At 34.9% G+C, this 23559-nt stretch carries 19 protein-coding genes, 1 tRNA gene and 1 other RNA gene; 15 read left to right on the top strand and 6 right to left on the bottom strand.

Features of this window, described 5'->3' with window-relative positions:
• Window positions 1–6: 6 nt before the first annotated feature.
• The 3 genes from dnaG to ACFIK4_RS07380 all read left to right on the top strand — a co-directional run bounded on the left by dnaG (window position 7) and on the right by ACFIK4_RS07380 (window position 5423).
• The gene (gene dnaG, locus ACFIK4_RS07390; RefSeq protein WP_375613349.1) at window positions 7–1944 is read left to right on the top strand and encodes a DNA primase; all 1938 of its coding nucleotides are present in this window, start codon (window positions 7–9) and stop codon (window positions 1942–1944) included.
• A gap of 391 nt (window positions 1945–2335) precedes the next feature.
• Window positions 2336–4351 carry an RNA polymerase sigma factor RpoD gene (gene rpoD / locus ACFIK4_RS07385; RefSeq protein ID WP_375613401.1) on the top strand — a complete coding sequence of 672 codons (2016 nt, stop codon included), beginning with the start codon at window positions 2336–2338 and terminating at the stop codon, window positions 4349–4351.
• 610 nt (window positions 4352–4961) lie between these two features.
• Entirely contained in the window at window positions 4962–5423 is a 462-nt protein-coding gene (locus tag ACFIK4_RS07380) for a YcgN family cysteine cluster protein (protein ID WP_375628795.1), read from the top strand.
• A 29-nt stretch (window positions 5424–5452) separates the two neighbouring features.
• On the opposite strand, the gene ACFIK4_RS07375 is transcribed toward ACFIK4_RS07380, so the two are convergent.
• Window positions 5453–6196, bottom strand: a complete 744-nt coding sequence (locus ACFIK4_RS07375; RefSeq protein ID WP_375613351.1) for an SIMPL domain-containing protein — start codon at window positions 6194–6196, stop codon at window positions 5453–5455.
• A gap of 170 nt (window positions 6197–6366) precedes the next feature.
• Between ACFIK4_RS07375 and ACFIK4_RS07370 the strand changes: the two genes are divergently transcribed.
• A tRNA-Ile gene (locus ACFIK4_RS07370) sits at window positions 6367–6443 on the top strand.
• Between the two features lie 1698 nt (window positions 6444–8141).
• The gene (locus ACFIK4_RS07365) at window positions 8142–8324 is read left to right on the top strand and encodes a hypothetical protein (RefSeq protein WP_375611974.1); all 183 of its coding nucleotides are present in this window, start codon (window positions 8142–8144) and stop codon (window positions 8322–8324) included.
• Here the strand turns inward: ACFIK4_RS07365 and ACFIK4_RS07360 are convergent.
• Window positions 8248–8562 (bottom strand): helix-turn-helix domain-containing protein, encoded by a 315-nt coding sequence (locus tag ACFIK4_RS07360; protein WP_007347852.1) that lies wholly within the window; start codon window positions 8560–8562, stop codon window positions 8248–8250. The two genes, ACFIK4_RS07365 and ACFIK4_RS07360, sit on opposite strands and share 77 nt — an antisense overlap.
• A 610-nt stretch (window positions 8563–9172) precedes the next feature.
• Between ACFIK4_RS07360 and ACFIK4_RS07355 the strand changes: the two genes are divergently transcribed.
• The 4 genes from ACFIK4_RS07355 (at window position 9173) to ACFIK4_RS07340 (ending at window position 10415) form a co-directional block, all read left to right on the top strand.
• Window positions 9173–9298 (top strand): hypothetical protein, encoded by a 126-nt coding sequence (locus tag ACFIK4_RS07355; protein ID WP_375613352.1) that lies wholly within the window; start codon window positions 9173–9175, stop codon window positions 9296–9298.
• Between the two features lie 15 nt (window positions 9299–9313).
• The gene (locus ACFIK4_RS07350) at window positions 9314–9574 is read left to right on the top strand and encodes a hypothetical protein (protein ID WP_375675635.1); all 261 of its coding nucleotides are present in this window, start codon (window positions 9314–9316) and stop codon (window positions 9572–9574) included.
• Between the two features lie 306 nt (window positions 9575–9880).
• Window positions 9881–10192, top strand: coding sequence for a hypothetical protein (locus tag ACFIK4_RS07345; RefSeq protein ID WP_375613354.1), 312 nt, complete (start codon window positions 9881–9883; stop codon window positions 10190–10192).
• A gap of 52 nt (window positions 10193–10244) precedes the next feature.
• The gene (locus ACFIK4_RS07340; RefSeq protein WP_375613355.1) at window positions 10245–10415 is read left to right on the top strand and encodes a hypothetical protein; all 171 of its coding nucleotides are present in this window, start codon (window positions 10245–10247) and stop codon (window positions 10413–10415) included.
• A 530-nt stretch (window positions 10416–10945) separates the two neighbouring features.
• Here ACFIK4_RS07340 and ACFIK4_RS07335 read toward each other — a convergent pair.
• A complete protein-coding gene (locus tag ACFIK4_RS07335; protein ID WP_142416545.1) occupies window positions 10946–11125 on the bottom strand; it encodes a DUF1508 domain-containing protein in 180 nt (59 codons plus the stop codon).
• A gap of 389 nt (window positions 11126–11514) precedes the next feature.
• The gene (locus tag ACFIK4_RS07330) at window positions 11515–12054 is read right to left on the bottom strand and encodes a helix-turn-helix domain-containing protein (protein ID WP_375628802.1); all 540 of its coding nucleotides are present in this window, start codon (window positions 12052–12054) and stop codon (window positions 11515–11517) included.
• Between the two features lie 358 nt (window positions 12055–12412).
• Here ACFIK4_RS07330 and ACFIK4_RS07325 point away from each other — a divergent pair, with 358 nt between their 5' ends.
• Window positions 12413–13465 (top strand): DUF475 domain-containing protein, encoded by a 1053-nt coding sequence (locus ACFIK4_RS07325; protein ID WP_375628804.1) that lies wholly within the window; start codon window positions 12413–12415, stop codon window positions 13463–13465.
• 471 nt (window positions 13466–13936) lie between these two features.
• Here ACFIK4_RS07325 and pncA read toward each other — a convergent pair whose 3' ends face one another.
• Window positions 13937–14545 carry a bifunctional nicotinamidase/pyrazinamidase gene (pncA, locus tag ACFIK4_RS07320; RefSeq protein ID WP_375628806.1) on the bottom strand — a complete coding sequence of 203 codons (609 nt, stop codon included), beginning with the start codon at window positions 14543–14545 and terminating at the stop codon, window positions 13937–13939.
• Between the two features lie 46 nt (window positions 14546–14591).
• A complete protein-coding gene (locus tag ACFIK4_RS07315) occupies window positions 14592–15128 on the bottom strand; it encodes a hypothetical protein (RefSeq protein WP_375611982.1) in 537 nt (178 codons plus the stop codon).
• A 160-nt stretch (window positions 15129–15288) separates the two neighbouring features.
• Between ACFIK4_RS07315 and ettA the strand changes: the two genes are divergently transcribed.
• The 5 genes from ettA (at window position 15289) to rnpB (ending at window position 23427) form a co-directional block, all read left to right on the top strand.
• A complete protein-coding gene (gene ettA / locus ACFIK4_RS07310; protein ID WP_375611983.1) occupies window positions 15289–16938 on the top strand; it encodes an energy-dependent translational throttle protein EttA in 1650 nt (549 codons plus the stop codon).
• A gap of 666 nt (window positions 16939–17604) precedes the next feature.
• Window positions 17605–18543, top strand: coding sequence for an ArsR/SmtB family transcription factor (locus tag ACFIK4_RS07305; RefSeq protein WP_375675630.1), 939 nt, complete (start codon window positions 17605–17607; stop codon window positions 18541–18543).
• Window positions 18544–20703: 2160 nt separating this feature from the next.
• Window positions 20704–21081, top strand: a complete 378-nt coding sequence (locus ACFIK4_RS07300; protein ID WP_375611985.1) for a hypothetical protein — start codon at window positions 20704–20706, stop codon at window positions 21079–21081.
• Window positions 21082–22443: 1362 nt separating this feature from the next.
• Window positions 22444–22953, top strand: a complete 510-nt coding sequence (locus tag ACFIK4_RS07295; RefSeq protein WP_375613362.1) for a lytic transglycosylase domain-containing protein — start codon at window positions 22444–22446, stop codon at window positions 22951–22953.
• 83 nt (window positions 22954–23036) lie between these two features.
• An RNA gene (gene rnpB / locus ACFIK4_RS07290) (RNase P RNA component class A) lies at window positions 23037–23427 on the top strand.
• The last annotated feature ends 132 nt before the right edge of the window (window positions 23428–23559 follow it).

The following is a 23559-nucleotide window of genomic DNA, read 5'->3' as shown; positions in this document are numbered from 1 at the left end:
GAGATAATGCGTTTTCCGCCCGATTTCCTTAATGAATTGCGTACGAGACTCCCAATTTCAACAGTGATTGGGCAACGGGTGGATTTTGATCCTCGAAAAAGTAAGCCTTCACGGGGAGACTTTTGGTGTTGTTGTCCATTTCATGGTGAAAAAACGCCAAGTTTTCATTGTGATGATCATAAAGGGCGCTATTATTGTTTTGGTTGTGGTGTAAGTGGAGATATTTTTACCTTTTTGTGTGAGCTTGATGGATTGCACTTTTCAGAAAGTGTAGAGCGTTTGGCTGATTTTGCGGGAATAAAACTCCCTATTTTGGATTCACAAAGTCATAAACGTCAACTGGAAAAAGCTGACCTTTATGATGTGATGAAAATTGCTACAGATTTTTTTCAATATAATTTACGCGATAAAGAAGGTACGCAAGCACGTCGTTATCTGGATGCACGTGGTGTTACACCAGAGCTTGTAGAGCGTTTCCGCATTGGTTTTGCACCGGTAAGGCGTACAGCTTTGAAAGAAGCTTTGAGTGCACGGGGCATTTCAATAAAGCAAATGGAAGAATGTGGGCTTCTCTCAGTGCATGAGGAGAGCGCAGATTCTTATGACCGATTTAGAAATCGCATTATGTTTCCTATCGAAGATTTGCGCGGACGTGTGGTGGCTTTCGGAGGGCGTGCATTAGAGAAAGAGACACGAGCAAAATATCTCAATAGCCCTGAAACAGTGCTGTTTCATAAAGGAAATATACTTTATAACGCGGCAGCAGCTCGCAAAAATAGTCGCTTTGTTGGCGATGAAAAAATTCATTCACTCCTTGTTGTTGAGGGGTATATGGATGTCATTGCATTGACTAAAGCTGGTTTTGAAGGAGTTGTAGCGCCCTTAGGGACAGCATTAACGGAAGCGCAAATTGAGCTTTTATGGCAGATGGGGAAGGAGCCTATTTTGTGTTTTGATGGTGATGATGCTGGTTTAAAAGCTGCTTTTCGTGTTGCTGATCGTGTGTTGCCTCTTTTAAAGGCTGGGGTTTGTGTACGCTTTGTTTTGTTGCCACAAGGGAAAGATCCTGATGAAATTGTTTGTGCTGGTGGAGCACAGCTTTTTTCTTCTTTTTTGCAAAAAGCTATTCCTTTGAGTGAGCTTTTATGGTGGCGTGCTACCTATGGAAAGCATTTTGAAATTCCAGAGGCACGAGCAGCGCTAGAAAAACAACTAAAACAACAAATTTTTACGATTAAGGATGAAGATGTCCGTCGTTATTATTTGCAAGATGTAAAAAAACGCCTTTTTGATTTTTTTCGTCCCTCTTTTTCGAAAAAAAGGGGGGAAGGGCGATATGGTCAATCTTCACCAAATAGGACCTTTAAAGATCAAACCTTTTCTCTGTTAGCAAATTCTGAAATAGTACGAAATTCTTCGCAATCTATCCCTTTGCGTGAAGCAGTGATTTTACTTACTTTAGCTTACTATCCTGAGTTGTGGTATGAAAATTTTGAAATTCTTTCTGAGTTAGAATTAAAAAATACTCAATTGATAATTTTTCATCAAGCTATGTTGGAAATTCTTGGGGACCAACAGCTTCATGATAAAGAGACGATGGTTGCGTTCTTAGAAAAAAGAGGGCAAAAGGCTCTGTTAGAGCGTATGAAACATCTTGTGCAAAATATTGGTATGCGTATTATTCCTGGTGGAGCCCCTATAGAAGATGCGCGTGCTATATTAAAACAAGCTGTCTACTTGCATCTTCAAGAACACCACCTACATAAGAGGTTACAGGATATTGAAGAGCAACTTGTAGAAAATCCTAAGAGTGAGGTTTTTGATCTGCTTCGTGAGGTAAAAAATGAGCTGGAGCAGATGCAGGCAACAGAAGCGTTAATTGAAGGATTTGGAAGTTGGTTGGATGAAAAAATAGACGGGAATACACAAGATACGATAAAATGATTCGCTTTTTTAATGCGAATCAGTCACTTAAATTTTAGATGAGGAAGTTTATGTGGAGTGACATTTTTATAAAGATGACAATTAAATTTTAGGAAAAGCGGGTAAATTTTAGGAAAAGCGGGAAATTGGTTCTTACGATAGGGTGCAGAGATTATCTCAGAAGGGCTGAGAGGTGTCGGGGAAACTTCTGGAGTTTTCCCGCGTTTTTGTCTGGATGTCAAGCTTGTCTGGATGTCAGGGCGTATACAAAATGTATTCTTTCCAATGGTAATCTCTTAACAGGAAGTATATATGAGTAACTATTGGTAGATTTTAGTGAGAACAAAAAAAACTGGTCACATGGAAACTATGGTTACATGGAAACTATGAAGTGATCGAGTGGAGTTATGGTATGGCAACAAAGGTTAAACAGAAAGATAATGCAGAAGTAACAAACCAAGCGAGTTTGGATAGTCCTCTTCTTGATTTTTCTGATGATGCCATCAAGAAAATGATTAAACTTGCCAAAAAAAATGGTTACGTAACAATGGATGAACTCAATGCTGTTCTTCCTTCTGACGAGGTTACATCCGAACAAATTGAAGATATCTTGGCGATGTTCTCTGAGATGGGGGTTAATGTTGTGGATGATGAGGATGAAGTCGAGTCTGAAAATTATGAAGAAGAAGTTACGGTAGAGGGGGGTGATTTAGTAGAAGCCTCTAGCCACGCAATTGCAACGACAACGAATAAACGCGAAGTAACAGATCGTACGGATGATCCGGTGCGTATGTATTTGCGTGAGATGGGAGCTGTTGAGCTTCTTTCGCGGGAAGGCGAAATTGCCATTGCTAAGCGTATTGAAGCAGGGCGTGAGACAATGATTGCAGGACTTTGTGAGAGTCCTTTGACTTTTCAGGCTCTTATTATCTGGCGTGACGAGTTAAAAGAGCAGCGTATTCTTCTTCGTGAAATTATTGATCTTGAAACGACTTATGCTGGTCCAGAAGCAAAGCAGGCTCCTGTTATTGAGCGAAGTGAAGTTGATAAGACAGTAGAAGAAAAAATGTCTTCTGGTATACGTAATATGGGGGAGAGCGCAGGAGAGAGAAACATTGAAGACGATGATGAAGAGGACGAGGACGATGTTAACTTATCGCTTGCTGCAATGGAAAATGAACTTTGTCCTCAAGTTATGGAAACATTGGATTTTATTGCTCAAACCTATGTGAAATTACGAAAATTACAAGATCAGCATGTTGAAAGCAGTTTGGCAGAGCGTAAAGAGGGGGCTCTTACATCTTCTCAGAAGAAGAAATATATTCAATTAAAGGGTGAGTTGATTCAAGCAGTAAAATCCCTTTCTTTAAACCAAAATCGTATCGAAGCTTTGGTTGAACAGCTTTATGACATTAATAAGAGATTGATTCATAATGAAGGTAAGCTGAAACGGATTGCCAATAGCTATGGCATTGGCCATGAGGACTTTTTAAAAGAATACCAAGGGCGTGAATTGGACGCGGATTGGATGAATTATATTTCTGCTTTGCCTACACCTGGTTGGAAAGAGTTTTCGGTGCGTGAAGCAAAAGAAATCCAAAAACTGCGAAGTGAAATACAAAATCTTGCGCAAGAAACGGCTATTTCGATTGGTGAATTTCGTCGGATTGTTATGCAGGTGCAGAAAGGTGAACGCGAATCAACAATTGCGAAAAAAGAGATGGTAGAATCTAATTTGCGTCTTGTCATTTCAATTGCAAAAAAATACACCAATCGTGGTTTGCAGTTTCTTGATCTTATTCAAGAGGGCAATATTGGTTTGATGAAGGCTGTGGATAAGTTTGAATATCGGCGCGGCTACAAATTTTCAACTTATGCAACATGGTGGATTCGTCAAGCTATTACACGTTCAATTGCTGATCAGGCACGTACAATTCGTATTCCTGTTCATATGATTGAAACAATTAATAAAATCGTTCGTACCTCGCGTCAGATTCTCCATGAAATTGGACGAGAACCAACACCAGAAGAATTATCTAGCAAGCTTTCTATGCCGTTAGAAAAAGTACGAAAAGTTCTTAAAATTGCAAAAGAACCTATTTCTCTCGAAACGCCTGTTGGTGATGAAGATGATTCCCATTTGGGTGATTTTATTGAGGATAGGAATGCGTTATTACCAATTGATGCAGCTATCCAAGCTAATCTGCGAGATACGACAACACGCGTTCTTGCTTCATTAACACCACGAGAAGAACGTGTTTTGCGGATGCGTTTTGGAATAGGGATGAATACCGATCACACATTGGAAGAAGTGGGACAGCAGTTCTCAGTTACAAGAGAGCGTATTCGTCAGATTGAAGCAAAGGCACTTCGTAAATTAAAACATCCTAGCCGTTCACGAAAATTGCGCAGTTTTCTCGATTCTTAAATAAAAGAATTCGTGTGCATTTTAATAACTCCCTCTTTCTTCCTAATGAAGGGGGGAGGTGCTTCATGTTGTACTTGGATACTTTTTTGAGAAAAACATAGGAAAAATTTGAACAATCTAGAAAGTTTTCGATGTTTAATGTTTTTCTTAGCTTTGGGGCTTTATACTTCTCTTTCTCAAAAGAATAGATATAGGGCAAAGGGTGGTTATGGAGTAGAGAGTAGGGGGCTTTCAAGAAATGAACGATAAAAACATTACCTTGCGTATAGCGCGGCTCGTTTTTAAGAAATGAGATCTATTAGGAGTAAACTTATATTGCAACATACGGACTTTTTGATGAAAAATGTATGTTCTTTGCGGAATTTTTCTATCATTTTAGGTGACGCATTTTATTCTTCGTTAAGTTTACAAAGAGATGTTTCAATAGGTTATGTTCATTTATATGCGCTATTTTTGAATATTCTCTTTTTATTCAGATAGCTTTTAAGAACATGGTTTAAAGTATACATTGAGTTGAATCTTTTTAAGAGACAGAAATAGATAAAATTATAGAAATTAAACGTTTCATTTTTTATAGATCGTCTTAATTAAAAAAGGTGTGTCTGAGTTTATGAGTGGAGAACTTCCCTTTTGGAAAGTAAAAAAATTAGAAGAGATTTCCATTTCTGAGTGGGAGAGCCTTTGTGATGGCTGTGGCTGTTGTTGTCTCCATAAAGTTGAGGACGATGATACGGGTGACCTTTATGCAACCAGTATTGCTTGTCGTCTTTTAGATGGGGAAACCTGCAGGTGTCGAGATTATGCTCATCGTAAATCAATTGTACCAGATTGTATATCGCTAGACATTACGACAGTTAAAACAGCGCGTTGGCTCCCAGAAAGTTGTGCTTATAGATTAATTTATGAGGGAAAAGATCTTCATTGGTGGCATCCATTGGTATCAGGGGATTGTCAGACGGTACATACAGCGCATATTTCTGCACGCGGACAAATAGAGATTTACGAAGACGAATTATTATCTGAGGAAGATTATCTTTATCACATTACTGGTCTTCTACGTGAAGGCCAGTAATGTGATTTTTTATACAACTTGTTTGTGACTTAATCGATCGCAAAGACTACAGTGACGCTCACGTTATAATTTAATTCACCACCTGCAAAATTTGTATTTGCGTAGCTTACATCTGCTGCTCTACTCATGAGACGTGGTGTTGGGTGATAGTAATCATCCTTTTCATTGATTTCAATAATTTTTCCTAATTTTAAATCGGCTGCTTGCGCTATCGTTTGCGCTTTTTCAATGGCTTCAGTAATGGCTTTTTTACGTGCTTCTTGATAAAATGGCTTTGTATCTGCGTTGGTAAAAGTAATGCCGTTAACTGAATTAACACCTAGTGTCATCGCTTGATCAAAGATTTTACCAGCATTGGTAAGATCACGAATGCGCACGGTTAAAGAATTTGAAACATGATAGAGTTTTTCATTATTCTTTTTTTCGTGGTGTTTATCAGAGGTTGACTGATAAATGGATAAGCCTGATGTTTGCAAATCATTTGCTTGGATGCCATTGTTTTTAAAAGCGTTTATAATATCATTGATGGATTGATTATTGGAAGCTAATGCCTTTTGGGCAGTTTTGTCATAGGTAACAACGGCTAGATTAATAATGGCCATATCCGGTGCTGCTTGACTTTCTCCGATTGCTGTCACTGTAATCGTTGCATTTTTCATTTTATTTTCTTCAGCATAAGCACGTACAGTCAACGATGTGGCTAAGAGTGTAAATGCTAATATAACTGTTTTAACCAGAGAACTCTTCAGTGGTTGAATTTTCTTTTCTATCATATCTATACCTTTATATTTGTCAGTTAATTATTCTCTCATTTTTAAGAGTTTTTGTAAAGAAATTAGAGCACTGAAAAAAAAACCAATAGAAAAGAGAAAAAGATAGGTTATAATCTTTGTCAGCTCTTGTATCATAGGGCATTTTAGTTTAGAGAGAAACAACCTATTTAGGGCCTGTAGCTCAATTGGTTAGAGCCAGCGGCTCATAACCGCTTGGTTGGGGGTTCGAGTCCCTCCGGGCCCACCAATAGGGAAATGTACAATAGAAAAATGGATCGCTTATATAAAAGTTTTGAGATTCTACCTTTTTCGTTTTTTATTTATTTTCCTGTTTGTTTTAGAAGCTTTTGGTCGTTGTTTGTTGCAGTTTTTTCTCTCAGTCGCTTTAATATGATGGTATGTTTTCTTAGTCTCATCAAAGAAGTTCTCTCATTTGCAACCTTTTAGCATTTGGATTAACTGATATGGGTCGCTATTTACTTTCTTAATTCATATACTGTTTTGTACTTTTTCTATATGGTGTTCTTCATAAAATAGAAGGCTAAAAGCTTCATTGGATAAGTTTATTTATACTTGTTCTGCAAATAAATAGACCTCAATAAAACCAATTTTAAAGATTGTACCTGTTCAGAACAAATGGCTCAAAAAACATTTAGTGTAAATTTGCTTTTTTCTAAGTGATGTTAATGTCTTTTAGACGTTCGAATAGCATCATTGTGATGAAAGGTTAGTGTATAAGAGAATGTGATCTATGGGCATTCATATGTATCATGGGGGCAACGATGATAACATTTGTTGATATTTTCTTTTTCCCAAGAAAGGAATTCTATTTAATATCTTGAGAAATATTGTTCATAGTGACGGTGGCGTGTTTTTTGAAAAGAATTTTATTAATTGTTCTTTGAAAAGTCAATTGAGTGATTGTTTCTATCGCTTTGCATCATCCAGATTCTATTGTAATAAGCATTTTATTATTCTATAAGAAATGTTTTCTATGATATTGGAAAATTTGTTAAAATGCCATTTTCTGTTTTTGTGTATTTTTTGCTTAATGTTTAAATTATAGAGTTTTCATGTGATCCGAATTATTATTGAAGAGCAGATGTCTTTTTTGATTTTACTCTGATAAGGAATTGGCAATATTGCGGTAACCCTAGCACTTTTTTGTATTGATAACATTTTTCTCGTATTGATCGTATAGAGAGTTTTATCTTTATTATGAGTTTTTTCTCTTATGAAAAATTATTGGCAGGGAGGGTGTTTTTTTGGAAAAGTATACTTCTTCTTCAAAGCCATACTTTTAAAATATAATTCTTCATTTGCATAAGGGAATTTCTCTCTTGTTGTGAATCTGTATAAAATTTACGTACAAAGATTGTGCGTGGTGATTCGTTTTATTTTTTTGATAGTATCATTTTTGCTTATGATAGAGACTTATATTAGTATTTACAAGGTGCGTTTAGAGGGGAGGTTACCTGTAAATGTGTTACAGAGTTTTAGGTAGTGTGGCTCTGTTTATAAGAATTTATTCCTATAACATTGTTATATTCTCGCTTTGCAATATTGTTAAAAAAACATAGATGGTGCTATGTAGAATAAATTGTGATGTATTTTTTTCAAAAAAGCTTTTTCGTGTTCTCTTATATAGAGTTCAGGAGTGTCTTCAGGGATATTTTCACATTAGTTTTTATTGGTCCGAATCGCAAGATCTGCGTAACATTATTCGCGTTTTTGATAGATTATACCAATTTTCATAAGAAGGTCTGGATCGTGTGATGCTTTCTGTTTCACCATGGTACATGACTAATAGAACTTCATCTGATTTTGTAAAATAAGTTTGTACACAATTGCTTCCATACTGCCTATTGCAAATATTTTTTTCTAAGGTATGAGATATATTTTAAACGCTTTAGCGTTATATAGTGTGACTACATGGAGTATGACTATGAAGAATGATAAAAAATTTGAAACAACTTTATCTGATATTATTGTGAAATGGGAGTCTTTATCGACGTCTCAAAAGCAAGCGATATTGGATAAAGTAGAAAATGCTACAGATTCTGCTCATTCAACAGAACATTTAAGGCTTCAATCTTCTTTTTATCTCCAGACGAAATCAAAGTTATGAGTTTTAAGTCTTCATCGGAGATGTTGAAACCAGTTATTACATATATGGCACTAGCATTTCCCAGTGTATTCAAAATAGCCATGAGTTTATCTACAGAAGGTCTCTTGCCTCCATTTATCATTTGTTGGACGTAATTTTGTCCACAGCCTGCAGCTCTGCTTATTTCAATCATTGTTCGTCCGTCACTTTTTATCAATTCAACTAAGCGTTGGAACCAATCTTTTTCAGTCTTTGTCATTTTTAGACCTTTACATATTTACGCTATAGCGTTAATATTGCGTTGCGAATCCAGAATATATGATACAAGGAGCGTGAAAATATCCATGTGTAGCTCTTCGCTAAGGAAGCATATAGAGTTGTTTTTAACTAATAACAAAATGTCCCCATACACTTTCAGATTCGAATCAATAAAAATGGTTGCTTAGTTCCACGGTTGTGAAAAAGTAAATGTGTATACCAGAAAGGGCGATACACACTCGTATGTTTATGAGATTTCACTATGATAGTATACGTAGCAGCATTATAAATCAAGATATACCCCAACATCAGAATTTGTAAAAAAAAATTCTGCGTTGAGGTAGTGTGTGAATATAACGAAGCTTTAGAGCCTTAAGAGATAGGATAATGGCTGTAGAAAAAATGTAAATTGCATAGATAAAGAATACTGATTTCTTCTTTATTGTAATAAATTAGATCACTATCAGATGGTATATCGTATATATGCGTAAAAAAATGGGAAATATCAAAAAAGTGATCTTGGATATTTTATTAAACAGGAAGGTAATCTGATCCACAAAGGTGGTTGTTTGGTAGAATTGTACATTCGATCAATGCCCTTATGGGGATGAATGTGTTTTTATGATGCTGCGGTTTATAATGAAGTCTGTGTTTATAATGATATTGTTATTGATAACAATGCATTAACATATGGTTGTTTAGTTGTTCGTAAGAGTTCGCATGTTTATGAAAAATAAGAACTTTACCGTTATTTGAATATGAGTGGAGATGCATATGTTTATGCTAATGCTAATGCGGTCTTTTTTGATCAAGTTTTGAATGCTCAATGTATTGAATTTTGTGGTGATACTCGTGATTTTAGAAAGGCTCGAGTTTATAATGATGCTTTAGTTTGTGGTGATGTAAAGATTTGTGGGAAGGCAAAATTTTACAGAAATGCTGTGCTTTGTGACACTGAAGATTTTTGTAATAATGAAAAACTTTCATATATAGCCGCATTCCACATGGCGTAAAAAAGGAAGATAGGAACGATTTGGGCAAGGCTTGTATGATTGGATTGCGTCGTTAGTTTTATTTGACGTTCCTTATTTTTTGTATTTTGTGTCAATAAATGTGTCGCAAATAATTGGTGTGAGTGTAGATTTAGCCGCTTTCAGAGATTTGTTTGCGTCATTTATCAATGCTTTAATGGAGAAAATAAGAACGCCGAGAGTGATTGTTCACACTTGGAACATGCAATTTATTGCATTCTTTTTTTGATTGAGGATGAAACAAATTGGTCAAGATCATCACTTGAGCGACAATTAAGGGAGATCCAAATGAGTGTAAACGAAATTTTATTGGGAGCAATGATTGTTGTTTTGTTGTGCAGCGGGGTTATATTTCGATTTTCTTTATATTATCGCAGTCAAGTGAAAATTTTAAAAGAGGAATCTAGAAGAATAAAGCATGAGTTTTTAAGAGATTCTATGAAGATGACTGAAGAACGAGATAGGGCTATTAGAGAGCAAAGTATGGTGATTAAAAGACGCGACCAAGCAATTGAAAAACTGAAAAAACAAATTAAGCAATATGAAAAAAATGAAAAGAAATATAAAAAAATGCTTAAATCTGAAGATGATAAAGAGTGATTGTATTCATATTTTGCATTAAAGGGTTTAGAAATGTGTTAGGAAGATTGGAATGACGAGAGAGATAAACTTTAATGAAGCCAATTATGGTGCTGATGGAGAGATTGTATTGGAAGAGAATATTCAAGTTTACTCTGATTTTATGACAACATTTAAGGTTATAAGACAGAGCGTCGTTGATCATAAAATAAGAGTTTATGATGATAAACCAGTTTATAGGTAGGCTAGTTATTAAAAAGCGCGTCTATACAATCCAGCAATTTTATATTATTGCTGGAAACAGTTTTGCACGTTCTTTTTAGATGTAAGGTATAAATGCTACGATAGTTTCAGCTAATAGGTATAAAAAATTGCATGATAATAGAAAGAAAGAGATATTTGCTTTTTATGAAGATGAAATGGGTAAGTCAGTTATGATTATCAGATACAGAAGAGGAATATGAACGTAAAAGATATTAATATCTTTTAGAGTAAATATATTTCTCATTGATGATTTATCTTCTCTTCATGTGCGTTTATTTTTTATGAAAAATACAAAACTTAAGAGATTTTCTTTTTGATAAAGGCTATAGAGATTTGAGTATGATTGAAAATAAACATATAATCTGTAAGAATATGAATGTTCTTTGTGAGTGTCAGAAATAATACAAAAACCTCCTCTCATTGAGGGCAAATCAATCACTTTTCATTTATCACAAAAGTAACTACCATACCATTATACAAAATAAACGCTTGTTTTAATGGTAAAGAACGTTAGGACTGTAGTTCTCTAATAAGAGCCTTATGTGTAATTTCTTTTATTTGCTCAATATTGATTAGGATATCTTGTTTTGTTGGATAACCTTTACTAGAAAAAGCAATTTTTTGTGCATCTCCTGAGATTAAACGCCAGTACCATTGATTGTGAACTCCTTGAAACACCTCAAAATACATGCTTCCCACCTCATAAAATAGCTGATAATTTTCAGGATAAATATTTAACTAATCCGCTTGTAAACATTAATGTATGTCTCTCTAGGAAGTCGTCAATATATTCCCCTTAAATTTTCTGACCTTAAAAAATAATTTCTATGAGAGCTATTATTCTTTTAACAAGAAAAAATTTATTGTCAATAAGATATGAATGAGAATTTTATACTATAAAATTATTTTTTTTAATTTAAAGACACTATACTTTCATTTACAACGCAAATATTTTTCTGTCGTTACAGAAATAAAGTTTATAAATTATATAAAACTTCACCAGCACGGATAAAGTAAAAAAATACTTCTTTCCATACTGGTGTTTAATCATTTCTTGCTTTTTCTTTTGAAATAGACGTTTATTGATTAGCTATAACCTCTTTTTGGGATACGCTTCGAATGAGTAAATCAATGAATAAGCTAAGGGTATAAGAATTGGCCATTTTAGCTTTCATATCGATAAGAGAGGTTGTAGTTTTAGAGTTAAAACCATTTGATAAACCTTGTCTTGACAAATATTGCTGCAATTTTTCATAAGAACTGTCGATTTTTTCTTGATTTAGTTTTTCGTTACGATCACTATCGGCAAGTGTTTCTTCCAGTCCCTCGATTTTTTTAATAAAATAATTCCAGTCAAAATCACCTTTTGTATATTCGGTGTCAAACATTTTTCCTTGTCCAGTTAAAAGCCAATTAATATTGACACCATATAACGTGCGGTATGTTTGTAAGACACTAAGATTGGGTTCTCTCTCTCCACGCTCATAAAAAGCAATGGAATTTTTTGTCATGCTAAAACTTTTAGCTAAGGTTTCACGCGATGGATCGCCTAAAGCAAGACGTACATAACGTAAACGTTTTCCAAATATGGTTTTTGATTCAGTTTCAGGACGTGCCACGAATTATCTCCCTCGGTAAATCATCATGGTATAAATCATTAAATAATAAAAGCACACTATGTATTAATATTCTATGATATAATGTCAATATTATAGCTTTAATTTCTTGTTATTTTTTTATTTGTGTAGATAGAAAGCAATCTTGCACTTATTGTATTGACAATTGATATTCACTTCAAAACAAAATTCCTTGTTGCTACATTTGTCTCTTGCTTTTTTTGAGAGAATTTTCATGTAACTTTACCATATATATTCTATACACCTCTGCATTAATAGATGCAACTTTAAAGAGATGCAAACTTTGGATTGGTACTGGGTGTGCTTAGATGAAGTAGAAAATAAACTTTGAGGAATGATCATGTCCCTATTACGCTATTTTGGGTTTGCTTTTTTTTTCACGATTATTGGTGTCTTTTTAGGAGGGGTTATTGGTTGGTTTGAAACGGAAAGTATTACTGGTTTTCTTAAATATTTTTTTATTTGCTTTGTTTTAGGAATTTTGGAAATTTCTTTATCTTTTGATAATTCTATTATCAATGCGCGTGTTCTTAGTAGAATGAGTCCATTGTGGCGTCGTCGTTTTCTTATATGGGGTATTTTGATAGCTGTATTTGGGATGAGAATTGTTTTTCCATTATTGGTGGTTGTCGTTGCTGTTGGGATTAATCCAATTGCGGCAGTCAAATTAGCGATATGGGAACCACATCGATATGCTGAAGTTTTAACCGATGCGCATATGGGGATTGCTGCTTTTGGAGGAACTTTCCTTATGATGGTTGGCTTAAAATATTTTTTTGATTCTGAAAAAGAAGTGCATTGGCTTAATGTTATAGAGAGATCTGCTCAAAAGTTTGGGGCGCTTGTTGGAATTGATATTGCAATTGTTTTGATTTTGATCTTATTTGTTTCAGCTCAGATTGACGCAGAAAATAAAATAACTTTTTTATTAGCAGCACTTTATGGACTTTTGACCTTTATCGGTGTTGAAGTTGTCGGTCATCTCTTGGATACTCCTCAAAAGACTTTAACAACAGTAGCTCACGGGGGAGTAGGGGCGTTTCTTTATTTAGAAGTTCTTGATGCTAGTTTTTCTTTCGATGGCGTGGTTGGTGCTTTTGCCTTTTCACACAACCTTTTTATTATTGCGATAGGTCTTGGTATCGGAGCATTTTACGTTCGTTCTATGACAATTATGTTGGTTGAATCAGGAACATTATTGCATTATCGTTATTTAGAGCATGGTGCTTTTTATGCAATTCTAGTTCTTGCAGTGATTATGTATCTGCAAACGATTATATCGGTTCCTGAAGTTTTAACAGGACTTGTGGGAGTCTGTATTATTGGAATGGCATTATATTCTTCGATTCGTTTTAAGCATCGTCAATTAGATAAACATGTTGTATCTAAGTAATGGAGATTTCTTCCTTTTTCACACTTTTGTTTATCGCATATCTTTGAATAGAAAGAGGTCTTTTGTGCAAAAAATGCCATGTTATTGCTTATTGATGTTTTTGTTTTAAAGAGGAGATCATTGCACGATTTCCCCTCCATGAGGGAAATAATGTATAATCTTTTGGATAACTTTTGACGTATAGAGGCTTTTTGACTTCAATATAAGGTGCAAGTTTACGCTATACTTTTTACCAGCTTTCAGTATCATAACTGCTCTTGCATTTAATGATTCATAAGAAGCCTTTTGGCTGTTTTTTTTGCAAGATTTTTATTCATACATCAATCCTATTTGTGATGTTTTAAGAGAATGGTGTTGAAATAGGGTTGAAATGAGAGAATTTTACGATATTTTCGTTCCTTACTTAAATAGGTAAAAAAATTTATTCATTATAAATCAGAATGTTATAATGGTAGATGAGAAAAGAATATTTTAGGAGAGCATTAACAGTTCTATCCCTGCTTCGTTCATAGTTTTAAGCATAGTGTTTAGTGATCCGTTTACATCAATACCAGCACAAGCATTTAATGAAACACTGACTTTAAAACCGTATTGTATGGCGTGAAGAGCAGAGAATCCGACACAAAAATCAGTTGCTAAGCCACACATAATGAGCTTGGTAAAACCATGTTCTTTGAGATAAACATGTAAACCTGTTGGTGTTTTTTGATCATTTTCAAGAAAAGCAGAATAGCTATCCATTTTTTGATTATAGCCTTTTCTAAGGATAAGTTGTGCCTTTTCTACTCTAAGAGATGGATGGAATTCTGCTCCTTGTGTTCCTCGTATGCAATGATCAGGCCAAAGTATTTGAGGACCATAGTCAAGAATGACTGTATCATAGGGCTTTTTTTCAGGATAACAGGAAGCAAAGCTGCAATGGTTTTTGGGATGCCAGTCTTGGGTTAAGATAACGTGGTCAAAATGATTTATGAGATTATTGACGGCGGGTAAAATAGCATCACCTTGAGGTACGGCAAGTGCTCCACCTAGTAAGAAGTCATTTTGAACATCAATGACGATTAAGGCTTTTTTTTCCATAAATATATTCCTATACGAGATGAGCTTTTATCGTATTTTTAAAAAGCTATATGTCGTCTTGAAGTTTTGAAATGATGTGCTGGATATTGATATTATTTTTATAATTATCAAGCCAAAAGAGGGGGATGGATAAGTTTTTACAATTGGTTTTATAGTTTTTTACGAATTGTAACCACGTACCAATGGGAAGTGCGCTGTAGTCATTTGTTGCTACGTGTTGATGCAAAGCTTTCATGATCATTGGGCTTGGGACGTCAGATCCCATAAGGCGGCGGTCGTTTTGTAAACGTAATTTAAGCCATATCAAGGCAAGGGGTGAAGTCCATTGCTTTCCGTAGCAAAAAATCGATGAAAAAAGAGAAGGATTTTTTACTGCGTAATATAAAGCCCATAAAGCGAGAAAAGAAGGCGCATAGAGAATTGCTTTTCTTTGTGGTATCATATTACATTGATAAGTCGGTTTAATACGATAAAAATACAATGTTATATCTGGTATGGAAAAGAGAGGCAATGTTTGATAACAGGTTTCAGGTACAGCTAAAAAGATTTGCTTTTTGCTCTTTAGGGGGATGTTTTTTTGCATTCAGGACCATACTGGGGCTTGTGAGATTAGAAAAAATGTACCAATATAAAGCGAAAGCTTTTGATACGACGTAAGTGCTATTTACTGTACAGTTTCAAAAAGCAAAAGCAGTTTTTTCAAAATCCTAATCTTTAATATCGCATAATATAAAGAGAAATTTATGGCACGTCAATTTATCTATCATATGGCTGGGCTTAACAAGTCTTACGGCAATAAAAAAGTTCTAGAAAATATTCATTTGTCTTTTTATCCAGATGCGAAGATCGGTATTTTAGGGCCGAATGGTGCAGGGAAGTCAACTATTTTACGTATTATGGCTGGGCTAGATAAGGAATATACCGGAGAAGCATGGATTTCTGAAGGAGCACGCTGTGGTTATCTACCACAAGAACCTTTGCTTGATGCGAGCAAAGATGTACGTGGTAATGTGATGGAAGGTGTTGCAGATAAACAGGAAGTTCTTGAGCGTTATAACGAATTGATGATGAATTATAGCGAGGAAACGGCTGATGAAAGCGCACAGCTTCAGGACATTATTGACAGTCAGAATCTTTGGGATTTAGAAAGTCAAGTGGAAATGGCTATGGCTGCTCTTGGCTGTCCGCCAGCCGATGGGGATGTAACAAAACTTTCGGGTGGTGAGAAGCGGCGTGTTGCACTTTGTAAATTGCTTTTGTCAAAACCTGATTTATTACTTTTGGATGAACCGACAAACCATTTAGATGCTGAAACGACGGCTTGGCTTGAGAGGCATCTACGTGAATATCCTGGGGCTGTGCTTTTGATAACCCATGATCGTTATTTTCTCGACAATGTAACGGGTTGGATTTTAGAATTAGATCGCGGTAGAGGTATTCCTTATGAGGGGAACTATTCTGCTTATTTGGGGGCTAAAGCCAAGCGTTTGGCTCAGGAAGGCCGTGAAGAGGCAGCGCGTCAACGTGCTTTATCACGTGAGCAAGAATGGATTGCTTCTAGTCCAAAAGGGCGACAAGCAAAGTCAAAAGCTCGGATTAAGGCTTATGATGAGTTGGTTCAATCAGCACGTGAGCGCCGTCCTGGAGAGGCGCAAATCATTATTCCTATTGGAGAAAGATTAGGACAAGTTGTTATTGAGGTTGATAATCTCTCTAAAGCTTATGGTGAACGTGTATTGATTGATTCTCTTTCTTTTAAACTTCCTGCTGGTGGCATTGTAGGCGTTATTGGGGCCAATGGTATGGGAAAGTCGACCTTGTTTAAAATGTTGACGGGACAGGAAAAGCCCGATTCAGGTCAGATACGTATCGGTGAAACAGTTCACATGAGTTATGTGGATCAGAGTCGTGATTCCTTGGTGGGGGATAAAACTGTTTGGGAGGAAATTTCTGGTGGAAATGACATTATTAAATTAGGCAAATATGAGATGAATAGCCGCGCTTATTGCGGGGCATTTAATTTCAAGGGGGCAGATCAGCAGCAGAAGGTGGCAAATTTATCAGGAGGGCAGCGCAATCGCGTACATTTGGCGAAACTTCTAAAAGAGGGGGGGAATGTGCTTCTTCTTGATGAACCGACAAATGATCTTGATACTGAAACATTGGGTGCATTGGAAGATGCATTGGAAAATTTCGCTGGTTGTGCAGTTATCATATCGCATGATCGTATGTTTCTTGATCGATTGGCAACACATATTTTAGCCTTTGAAGGTGATGGTCATGTAGAATGGTTTGAAGGTAATTTTGCTGAATATGAGGCTGATAAAGTTCGTCGTCTTGGGGCGGAATCTCTTAATCCTAAGCATGCAAATTATAAACCTCTTACACGCTAGAATTTTTTATCTTATCGCAACTTTGTTAGAATAATAGTGTATTTTATTGCGTTTGTTATTTCATAAATAAAGTGTGTGTGTACTCTGTGGGAGTTTTTATTCATTGAAAAGAGTAAGAGACACTTTATGAAATTATGACCTAAATAGGGTTATTTTACTCATGATATATAACCGGTTATTTTTTGTAAAACTGCAATGAAAAGGAGGGGATGAAGCGTATAGTATTACTTCTACAAATGCCTTGGTCATCGAGCATTATCATCTTTACTTAATAAAAATGCAAGCTGGCATTATCATGTTATTTTTTCTCAATAGTATGCAGTTCTTGTTTTGAGGTGGGCATAAAAGGTATTTTTATCCATCTATCCCCTCCGTTTATGAGCTTTAAGAGAATGATTTGGATTGATTTATCATGAATAGATTTGAAATGAGGAAAATCTACGGTATTCCGGTTTTTTATTCAAGTTAAAAATGAATTATTATTATAAATCAATGTATTCTCATTATAACGAGAAGCAGGGAGATAAGATCTGTTCGTTTTTTACATTAGCCTATTTTTTTCATAGTATGATAAAATAGAGAGAACAAAATAGATGAGAATATGCGTTGTATGCTTGACTTTTTTTCCTATAAACAAATGTTTATAGGAATGTTTAGGGGATAATTATGAAAAAAAGTGCAAGTTTAGATGCAATGATTGTGCTGCTGAAAGCGGTCGCAGAAGTAAGCCATTTACGTGTTCTTAGGCTCTTACATCATGAAGATTTAACAATTCCTGATTTTATTTTTATTCTTGATCAGTCGCAAGCGTGTATATCACGATATTTACGTTTATTGTACGAAGCACGATTGATTGAGCGTTATCAGAAGGGGGATAGCCTTTATTTTAAGCTTTGTCATGATTTTTGGGGTAAAGACATTGTGATGGGTATTCTTTCGGCTTTGCCAAAGAATGATGTGTTGTTAGCGCATGATTTAAAACGTTTGAAGGATGTTAAAAAGCAGCGTCAAAAAACGAGGAAGAAGCATTTCTTAAAAAATGCGTTGCAACGGGATGTATTACGGTCATCCTATATGGCAGATCATGGTGTAGAAAACTCTTTACTTGAAATCATTGGCGATAAACCATTTCAGACGATGCTGAATATTGGAAGAGGTGGAGACTCTATCTTAAAATTGTTTTCTAATCTTTATACGCATGCGGTTCAAGTTGTGCTTGATAGCAGTGTTTTTCACTTGTCTGTTGGAGATACAACTTTTGATTTAGTTATTCTTCATTGGGTTTTACATTTTCTTGAAAATCCTGAAATATTCCTTCATGAGATATCAAGTGTTTTGCGTCCTCATGGCCGTTTATTGATTGTGGATTTTGGTTATCATGAAATTGAGTCTTCATATTCTGATCAAGTGCATATGCGTTTTGGATTTTCGGCTTTACAAATAGAACAATGGCTTAAAAATGCGGGACTTGTTCTAGAACAAACGGTTTGTCTTACTCCTATACAAAATGAAAACAGTGAGGAGGGGATTGCTACGCTTTGGCTTGCTCATGATCCGCGTTTATTGGTTGACGATATCAAAGATAAACAAGTAGATTTTACATAAATCGCGTTTGTTAACGTGCTTTATACTCTGATTTTTCTCAAGGAATAGCGTAGAGATAAAACTTTATTCAATCATTGATGAGCTATTGTTTTTTACATTTGTATTATGTTTTTATATGGAAGTATTGGTGTTTTATAGCGGCGTGTAGGCTGTATAATGAAGCACCTTCTATAGAGTTAAGCCTATGAGGATCATTATTTAAGGTGTTCTTGATATCATATTTATGTTATTAGCCAATATATTGATTTTAAAAGATCATTGATTTTTTTAGACTCAATAAGAGGTTTAAATACAGGAATGTTGTTTCATTTCAAATTTCCTGTTTCAGAATCCGAAAGAGTCTGTTTGTCTGCTACAAAAGAAGGTATTTATCTTAATGATACCGTTTGTAAAAGAAAATACATCTTCTAAATGTGAGGGCGGCTGCAATATGATATAATGCCGCACAATATAATCATAGTGAAGGCTCATACCTTCATAAATGTCAAAGATGGTGGTGCCCAATAGATCTTAAAATATCTCTTTAAAACAGGTTTTTAGATAAGGAGTACGTTGGAACTTTTAGTGAGGGGTGCAAAAAGATGCTCTAAAAAGACGAAAAAGTAAAAGGGTAAGACAATGCATTATATTCATAAAAATAAGATCGGCGATGATCTAGGGATAGTCTGTGGCTGAAAGTAAGAAAGAAAAGTGTGATATTACACTAAAGTTTCGTATCTCTTTATCATGAGAAGTTATGAAGGTTATTAAATAAGTTCATTGTTTTTGCCAAAAGTATTTTCTTTCTTTTTATGTTTGCCGCTCATCTTATGACGCAGTCCGTGGGTATAGCGTAAAATTGAGAGGGCACCATCGTCTTTAGTTTAAGTAAAAGTTGTAAGCCGGCATCATCGTTTTATGTTTTTTATCCATATGCTTCTTCTTGTTTGTGATGTGCGATAGTATGGCTATTCATTAATTCAATAGACGAAGATTGAAAATAAGGGAATCTTACGTTCTTGAGGTTTCTCATGTAAATTGTAAAATGATGAGTTATGATTGTAAATCAATGAATTGTTTACGTTAGAAGAACAGATTATAAAAATTTTTGAGCATAGAAACTACTGTGTGTATTATTTTACGGGATCATTTAAATGATAGAGATTAAGAGAAAATGTCTGCATTGATTTCGGTTTGTTATGTTAAAATGCGTTAGAGACTGTTGGTTATTGTAAAATGGTCTATCGTTATTTGGAATGACGATGGGGCGTGATTCGAAACAAATATCTTCAGAGTTCTCATTTTCTCATAAGATTAAGCTGTTTAAGTTTCTCATTGATTGTTACATGAGGGATGTAACAATATTTTAATGATCATTTACAGAAATTTTTTATAAAGGTAGATAAGATTTTATTTTCTCTAATTTATTGTTTTAATTTAAATAATTCATAGCTTTCTTGCAAGAAGATATTTTCCATTTTTTACGGTTATTTGTGTAAGATTTTAAAAATCTACGTTTTTCTTTTTGTGGTGATTGCTGTTGGAAAAGTGATTCTACTTTTACGTAGTTTGATTTTTATAGGGTGGATACGTAGAAATTACTGTTTTTTAATATGATCATCAGAGTTATGAAAGAAACTATTTAAAAGTTATAATGATCGTAGATTCTAATTGATGCTTCTTGAAATAAAATTGCTTCAAATTGGGTCATTTTGAACTTTTTTTGCCTAAATTTAAACATTTTTAAATAATTTATAATTCTTTTATGTTTTTTTGCGTAGAAGATGATAAGAATTTCTTGTTGTTTAAAGAATTTTATTCCATAGCAAAAATATTGCATCAGCTATCTTAGTGGTTGATGTAAGAGGACAATCGGGGAACCTCCTCCCCCCCCCCCGCGTGGATCCCCTAGATTGTCTGGCCTGACTGAGGAAATCCTCAGTCAGGCTTTTTGTAATTATTTTAGGAAATGTAAGGTGTTATTAGGGGGAGGTGTAAAATTTGTTATTGTTTCGCCTATAGTACCTAAATACATAGAGGGGCGAGTCTTATTGGGCGGATAGTGTTAGCGTATTCATTTTTAATAATTTGATTTTTCTTTATTGAGGCATTGTTGAATGCTATAAGGGGAATCATAAAAGGAATCTATGTTTGTATTCTGTGGTCTTTAGGTAAGAGATAATGGGATCTTTTTCGCATCGTATTATTTTTATTTTATTCGTATTTTTTATTTTTGGCGCTGTCTTTTTTGCTTCTCGAAGTGGTGTTGTTTATCAGTTTTTTCCCGGTCGCTCTTCTTTTTCTTCTCAGCAGCTTGATGTAACAGAGGAGGAGTTATTAGAGAGATTATCCGTATCTTTTCCAGATATTATCAAGCATCTTTCTAAAATGACCCCTCAACAGCAAGAGTTGTTTATTGCGCAGCTGCGTCGTGATGTAATTGCGCTTGCTTCTAAAAGTGGTCAGAGTCGTGAGCAGGCTCAAAAATCTGGTGAAACTGTTGCTATGGCTCTCTCGAAAGCGATTTCTCGTCCTTCCGTTGCTAATGCTTATTTTTAGCTATTTTTTTAATCGCGCTTTTGGGTTTTATTTTAAGGAGAAAGAGCTTCTCTTGAAATTTTGAAAAGTGCGAGGAGATGATCAATTTGTAAGGTATTAACAGAATTTATCTCTCAAAAGGTAAGCAATTGGAGTATAAGGGTAATGTTGCAATCATTACAGGAGTGATAGAAAGTCTATCAAGGGTATTGGTCCAAGTTAATTGCATTATCAATCGCTACAATGACAAAAGCAGTATTGACTATAATAAAACACGTTAACTGCATTTTATATGCCGGTTATTTTTTTATTTGATATGAGAAAATAAAATTTTTTAAAGGATTTAAGCTTTTTTTGTTCTACGGATTTTAGGATATTTATCCACTTGTGTGATTTCTGAAAATGAGGTGCAAGACTGATAAGATGATAGTCTGTGACAAAGAGAAAATATTTGAATGAAGATGAGAGGTCTATTTTTATTTAAAAAGGCTTTGGGGGTATTGAGTTTTCTAACATTTTTCAAAAAAAATAGACACAAGTAATTGTTAAGCTTTGTTGTAGGGATAAAAACGGATATAAATTTTTTAGTATATTGTTTTATAATGATAATTTATCATTTTATATTGAATGAGAATCTTAAGAATTGTAAAATCCTCTCATTTTAAATTTATCCATGGTGAAAAAATTAAAATCAGTTTCTTGTATACCACAAGTAGAGGCTTGTGTGGATAAAAACTCTTTTAAAAAGGAATTAAAAAGCTTCTTTGAGACATCTTGAGAGCTAAAAGTCTGTTCCAATATTTTGAATTGGTAAAGAGTATGATGGTTTTAGTATATTTATGAATTTTTTATGCGCAATGATGGGGGGATTTGTTTTGTGATTTTTTGAGGTTTTATCGGACATAAAGAGTGCAGTGGGTGTTTATTAATCAGAGAGAAGCGTTGATAACGGTTTATATTTTTTGTGAACCTTTTTTGATATCGAGCATCTTCGGTAAAAAGATGCTCTTGTCTCTCTTTCTTTGAGGGATTGATCTCAATAAAAAAATTAATAATCTTATGTAAAAAATATTACATCTAGTTCAGATGCTATTTTTTAATATAAAAATTGATTGATACAACAGAGATAGCCGCAAGTTATAGATTATATCATTTTATTTGATACGCTATAAGATTGATTATAGTCTTTTTATTTTTTTATTTTATGATATAGAGAAATCTGAGACTTGTGCATAAAGATATATTCTTTTATTTCATAATTTTAGCTTGAAATTGTCTTACTATTTCCTTTTTAAAGACGTTCTTTTGCTTTCTTTTTTGTATAATACATTTGCAAATTACTTGCGGCTAGAATTTGAGAATGTTTGAGTGAAGAGAAAGAAAATGCAATTTTTGAAAATCTTGTTAAATACAGCATGTGCTGTATTTTTTGTATTTGATATAAGTTGGACTCATAGTGTCTTAAATGTTGCGGAATCAGGAGAAACCTCAGTGATTGTTGCTTCTAAGATTTCTGCTCGTCCTTATGAGTTTCTTATTCAGAAACTTGCGAATAAATATAATGTTCCCGTTAATTTAGCACATGCTGTTGTAAAAGTTGAAAGTAATTATAAGGCAGGTATAAAGGGGGCTGCTGGCGAAATAGGTTTGATGCAAATTAAACCCTCTACGGCACGAGGGTTGGGCTTTAGTGGTTCTGTACAGGATTTGTACGATCCTGCGACCAATCTTGAATATGGTATGCGTTATTTGGCAAGGGCCTATAAACTCAGTGGTGGAAGTACGTGTGGTACAATCCTTAAATATAACGCAGGTCATGCTGCAAAAAAAATGAATTCCATTTCAGCGAAATATTGCGCAAAAGTAAAGACTTATCTGGCTTCATTAAAATAAAAACATCTGTTGAGAGAGGTTTGTCATAAAATATTTTAAGATGCTATTTTCACGGAGCAGAAAATGTTTTATAAATCAGTATGTCAGTCGGCTGGGCAGCCGCGCTTGTCTGATACTGAAATACGGCAGGTGAGGAAAGTCCGGGCTCCATGGAAAGACGGTGCCGGGTAACACCCGGCAGGGGTGACCCTAGGGAAAGTGCCACAGAAAGTAAACCGCCTATTTTTATAGGTAAGGGTGAAAGGGTGGAGTAAGAGCCCACCGCGCATTCAGTAATGAATGTGGCAAGGTAAACCCCACCGGGAGCAAGACCAAATAGAAATGACGTGCAAAATTTAATTTGCAGCCGATTTCCGGGCGAGTCATTCGGGTAGGTTGCACGAGGCGGATGGTAACATCCGTCCCAGATGAATGGTTGCCATGTAAAGTGTAAGCTTTACTCTACAGAACCCGGCTTATAGGCCGACTGATATTTCATGATGATAGGCGATATTTTATAAGATCAATTATATATGGTCTTTTATGGAGTCTATGTGTTTGAAATGGACACTTGAGCAAAGGGTGTTTAAAAAAATTATAACATTTCTTTAAGTATAATGCGTTAGG

Origin of the sequence: Bartonella sp. AP9QHHD (assembly GCF_042195625.1) — a bacterium.
Classification (GTDB): domain Bacteria; phylum Pseudomonadota; class Alphaproteobacteria; order Rhizobiales; family Rhizobiaceae; genus Bartonella.
This window is presented reverse-complemented; position numbering and strand designations above follow the sequence as displayed.

Bases quoted from the DNA above. Each gene is read 5' to 3' on its own strand.
- dnaG (WP_375613349.1), top strand. From the start codon at position 7: ATGCGTTTTCCGCCCGATTTCCTTAATGAATTGCGTACGAGACTCCCA.
- rpoD (WP_375613401.1), top strand. From the start codon at position 2,336: ATGGCAACAAAGGTTAAACAGAAAGATAATGCAGAAGTAACAAACCAA.
- ACFIK4_RS07380 (WP_375628795.1), top strand. From the start codon at position 4,962: ATGAGTGGAGAACTTCCCTTTTGGAAAGTAAAAAAATTAGAAGAGATT.
- ACFIK4_RS07375 (WP_375613351.1), bottom strand. From the start codon at position 6,196: ATGATAGAAAAGAAAATTCAACCACTGAAGAGTTCTCTGGTTAAAACA.
- ACFIK4_RS07365 (WP_375611974.1), top strand. From the start codon at position 8,142: ATGAAGAATGATAAAAAATTTGAAACAACTTTATCTGATATTATTGTG.
- ACFIK4_RS07360 (WP_007347852.1), bottom strand. From the start codon at position 8,562: ATGACAAAGACTGAAAAAGATTGGTTCCAACGCTTAGTTGAATTGATA.
- ACFIK4_RS07355 (WP_375613352.1), top strand. From the start codon at position 9,173: ATGTGTTTTTATGATGCTGCGGTTTATAATGAAGTCTGTGTTTATAAT.
- ACFIK4_RS07345 (WP_375613354.1), top strand. From the start codon at position 9,881: ATGAGTGTAAACGAAATTTTATTGGGAGCAATGATTGTTGTTTTGTTG.
- ACFIK4_RS07340 (WP_375613355.1), top strand. From the start codon at position 10,245: ATGACGAGAGAGATAAACTTTAATGAAGCCAATTATGGTGCTGATGGA.
- ACFIK4_RS07335 (WP_142416545.1), bottom strand. From the start codon at position 11,125: ATGTATTTTGAGGTGTTTCAAGGAGTTCACAATCAATGGTACTGGCGT.
- ACFIK4_RS07325 (WP_375628804.1), top strand. From the start codon at position 12,413: ATGTCCCTATTACGCTATTTTGGGTTTGCTTTTTTTTTCACGATTATT.
- pncA (WP_375628806.1), bottom strand. From the start codon at position 14,545: ATGGAAAAAAAAGCCTTAATCGTCATTGATGTTCAAAATGACTTCTTA.
- ACFIK4_RS07315 (WP_375611982.1), bottom strand. From the start codon at position 15,128: ATGCAAAAAAACATCCCCCTAAAGAGCAAAAAGCAAATCTTTTTAGCT.
- ettA (WP_375611983.1), top strand. From the start codon at position 15,289: ATGGCACGTCAATTTATCTATCATATGGCTGGGCTTAACAAGTCTTAC.
- ACFIK4_RS07305 (WP_375675630.1), top strand. From the start codon at position 17,605: ATGAAAAAAAGTGCAAGTTTAGATGCAATGATTGTGCTGCTGAAAGCG.
- ACFIK4_RS07300 (WP_375611985.1), top strand. From the start codon at position 20,704: ATGGGATCTTTTTCGCATCGTATTATTTTTATTTTATTCGTATTTTTT.
- ACFIK4_RS07295 (WP_375613362.1), top strand. From the start codon at position 22,444: ATGCAATTTTTGAAAATCTTGTTAAATACAGCATGTGCTGTATTTTTT.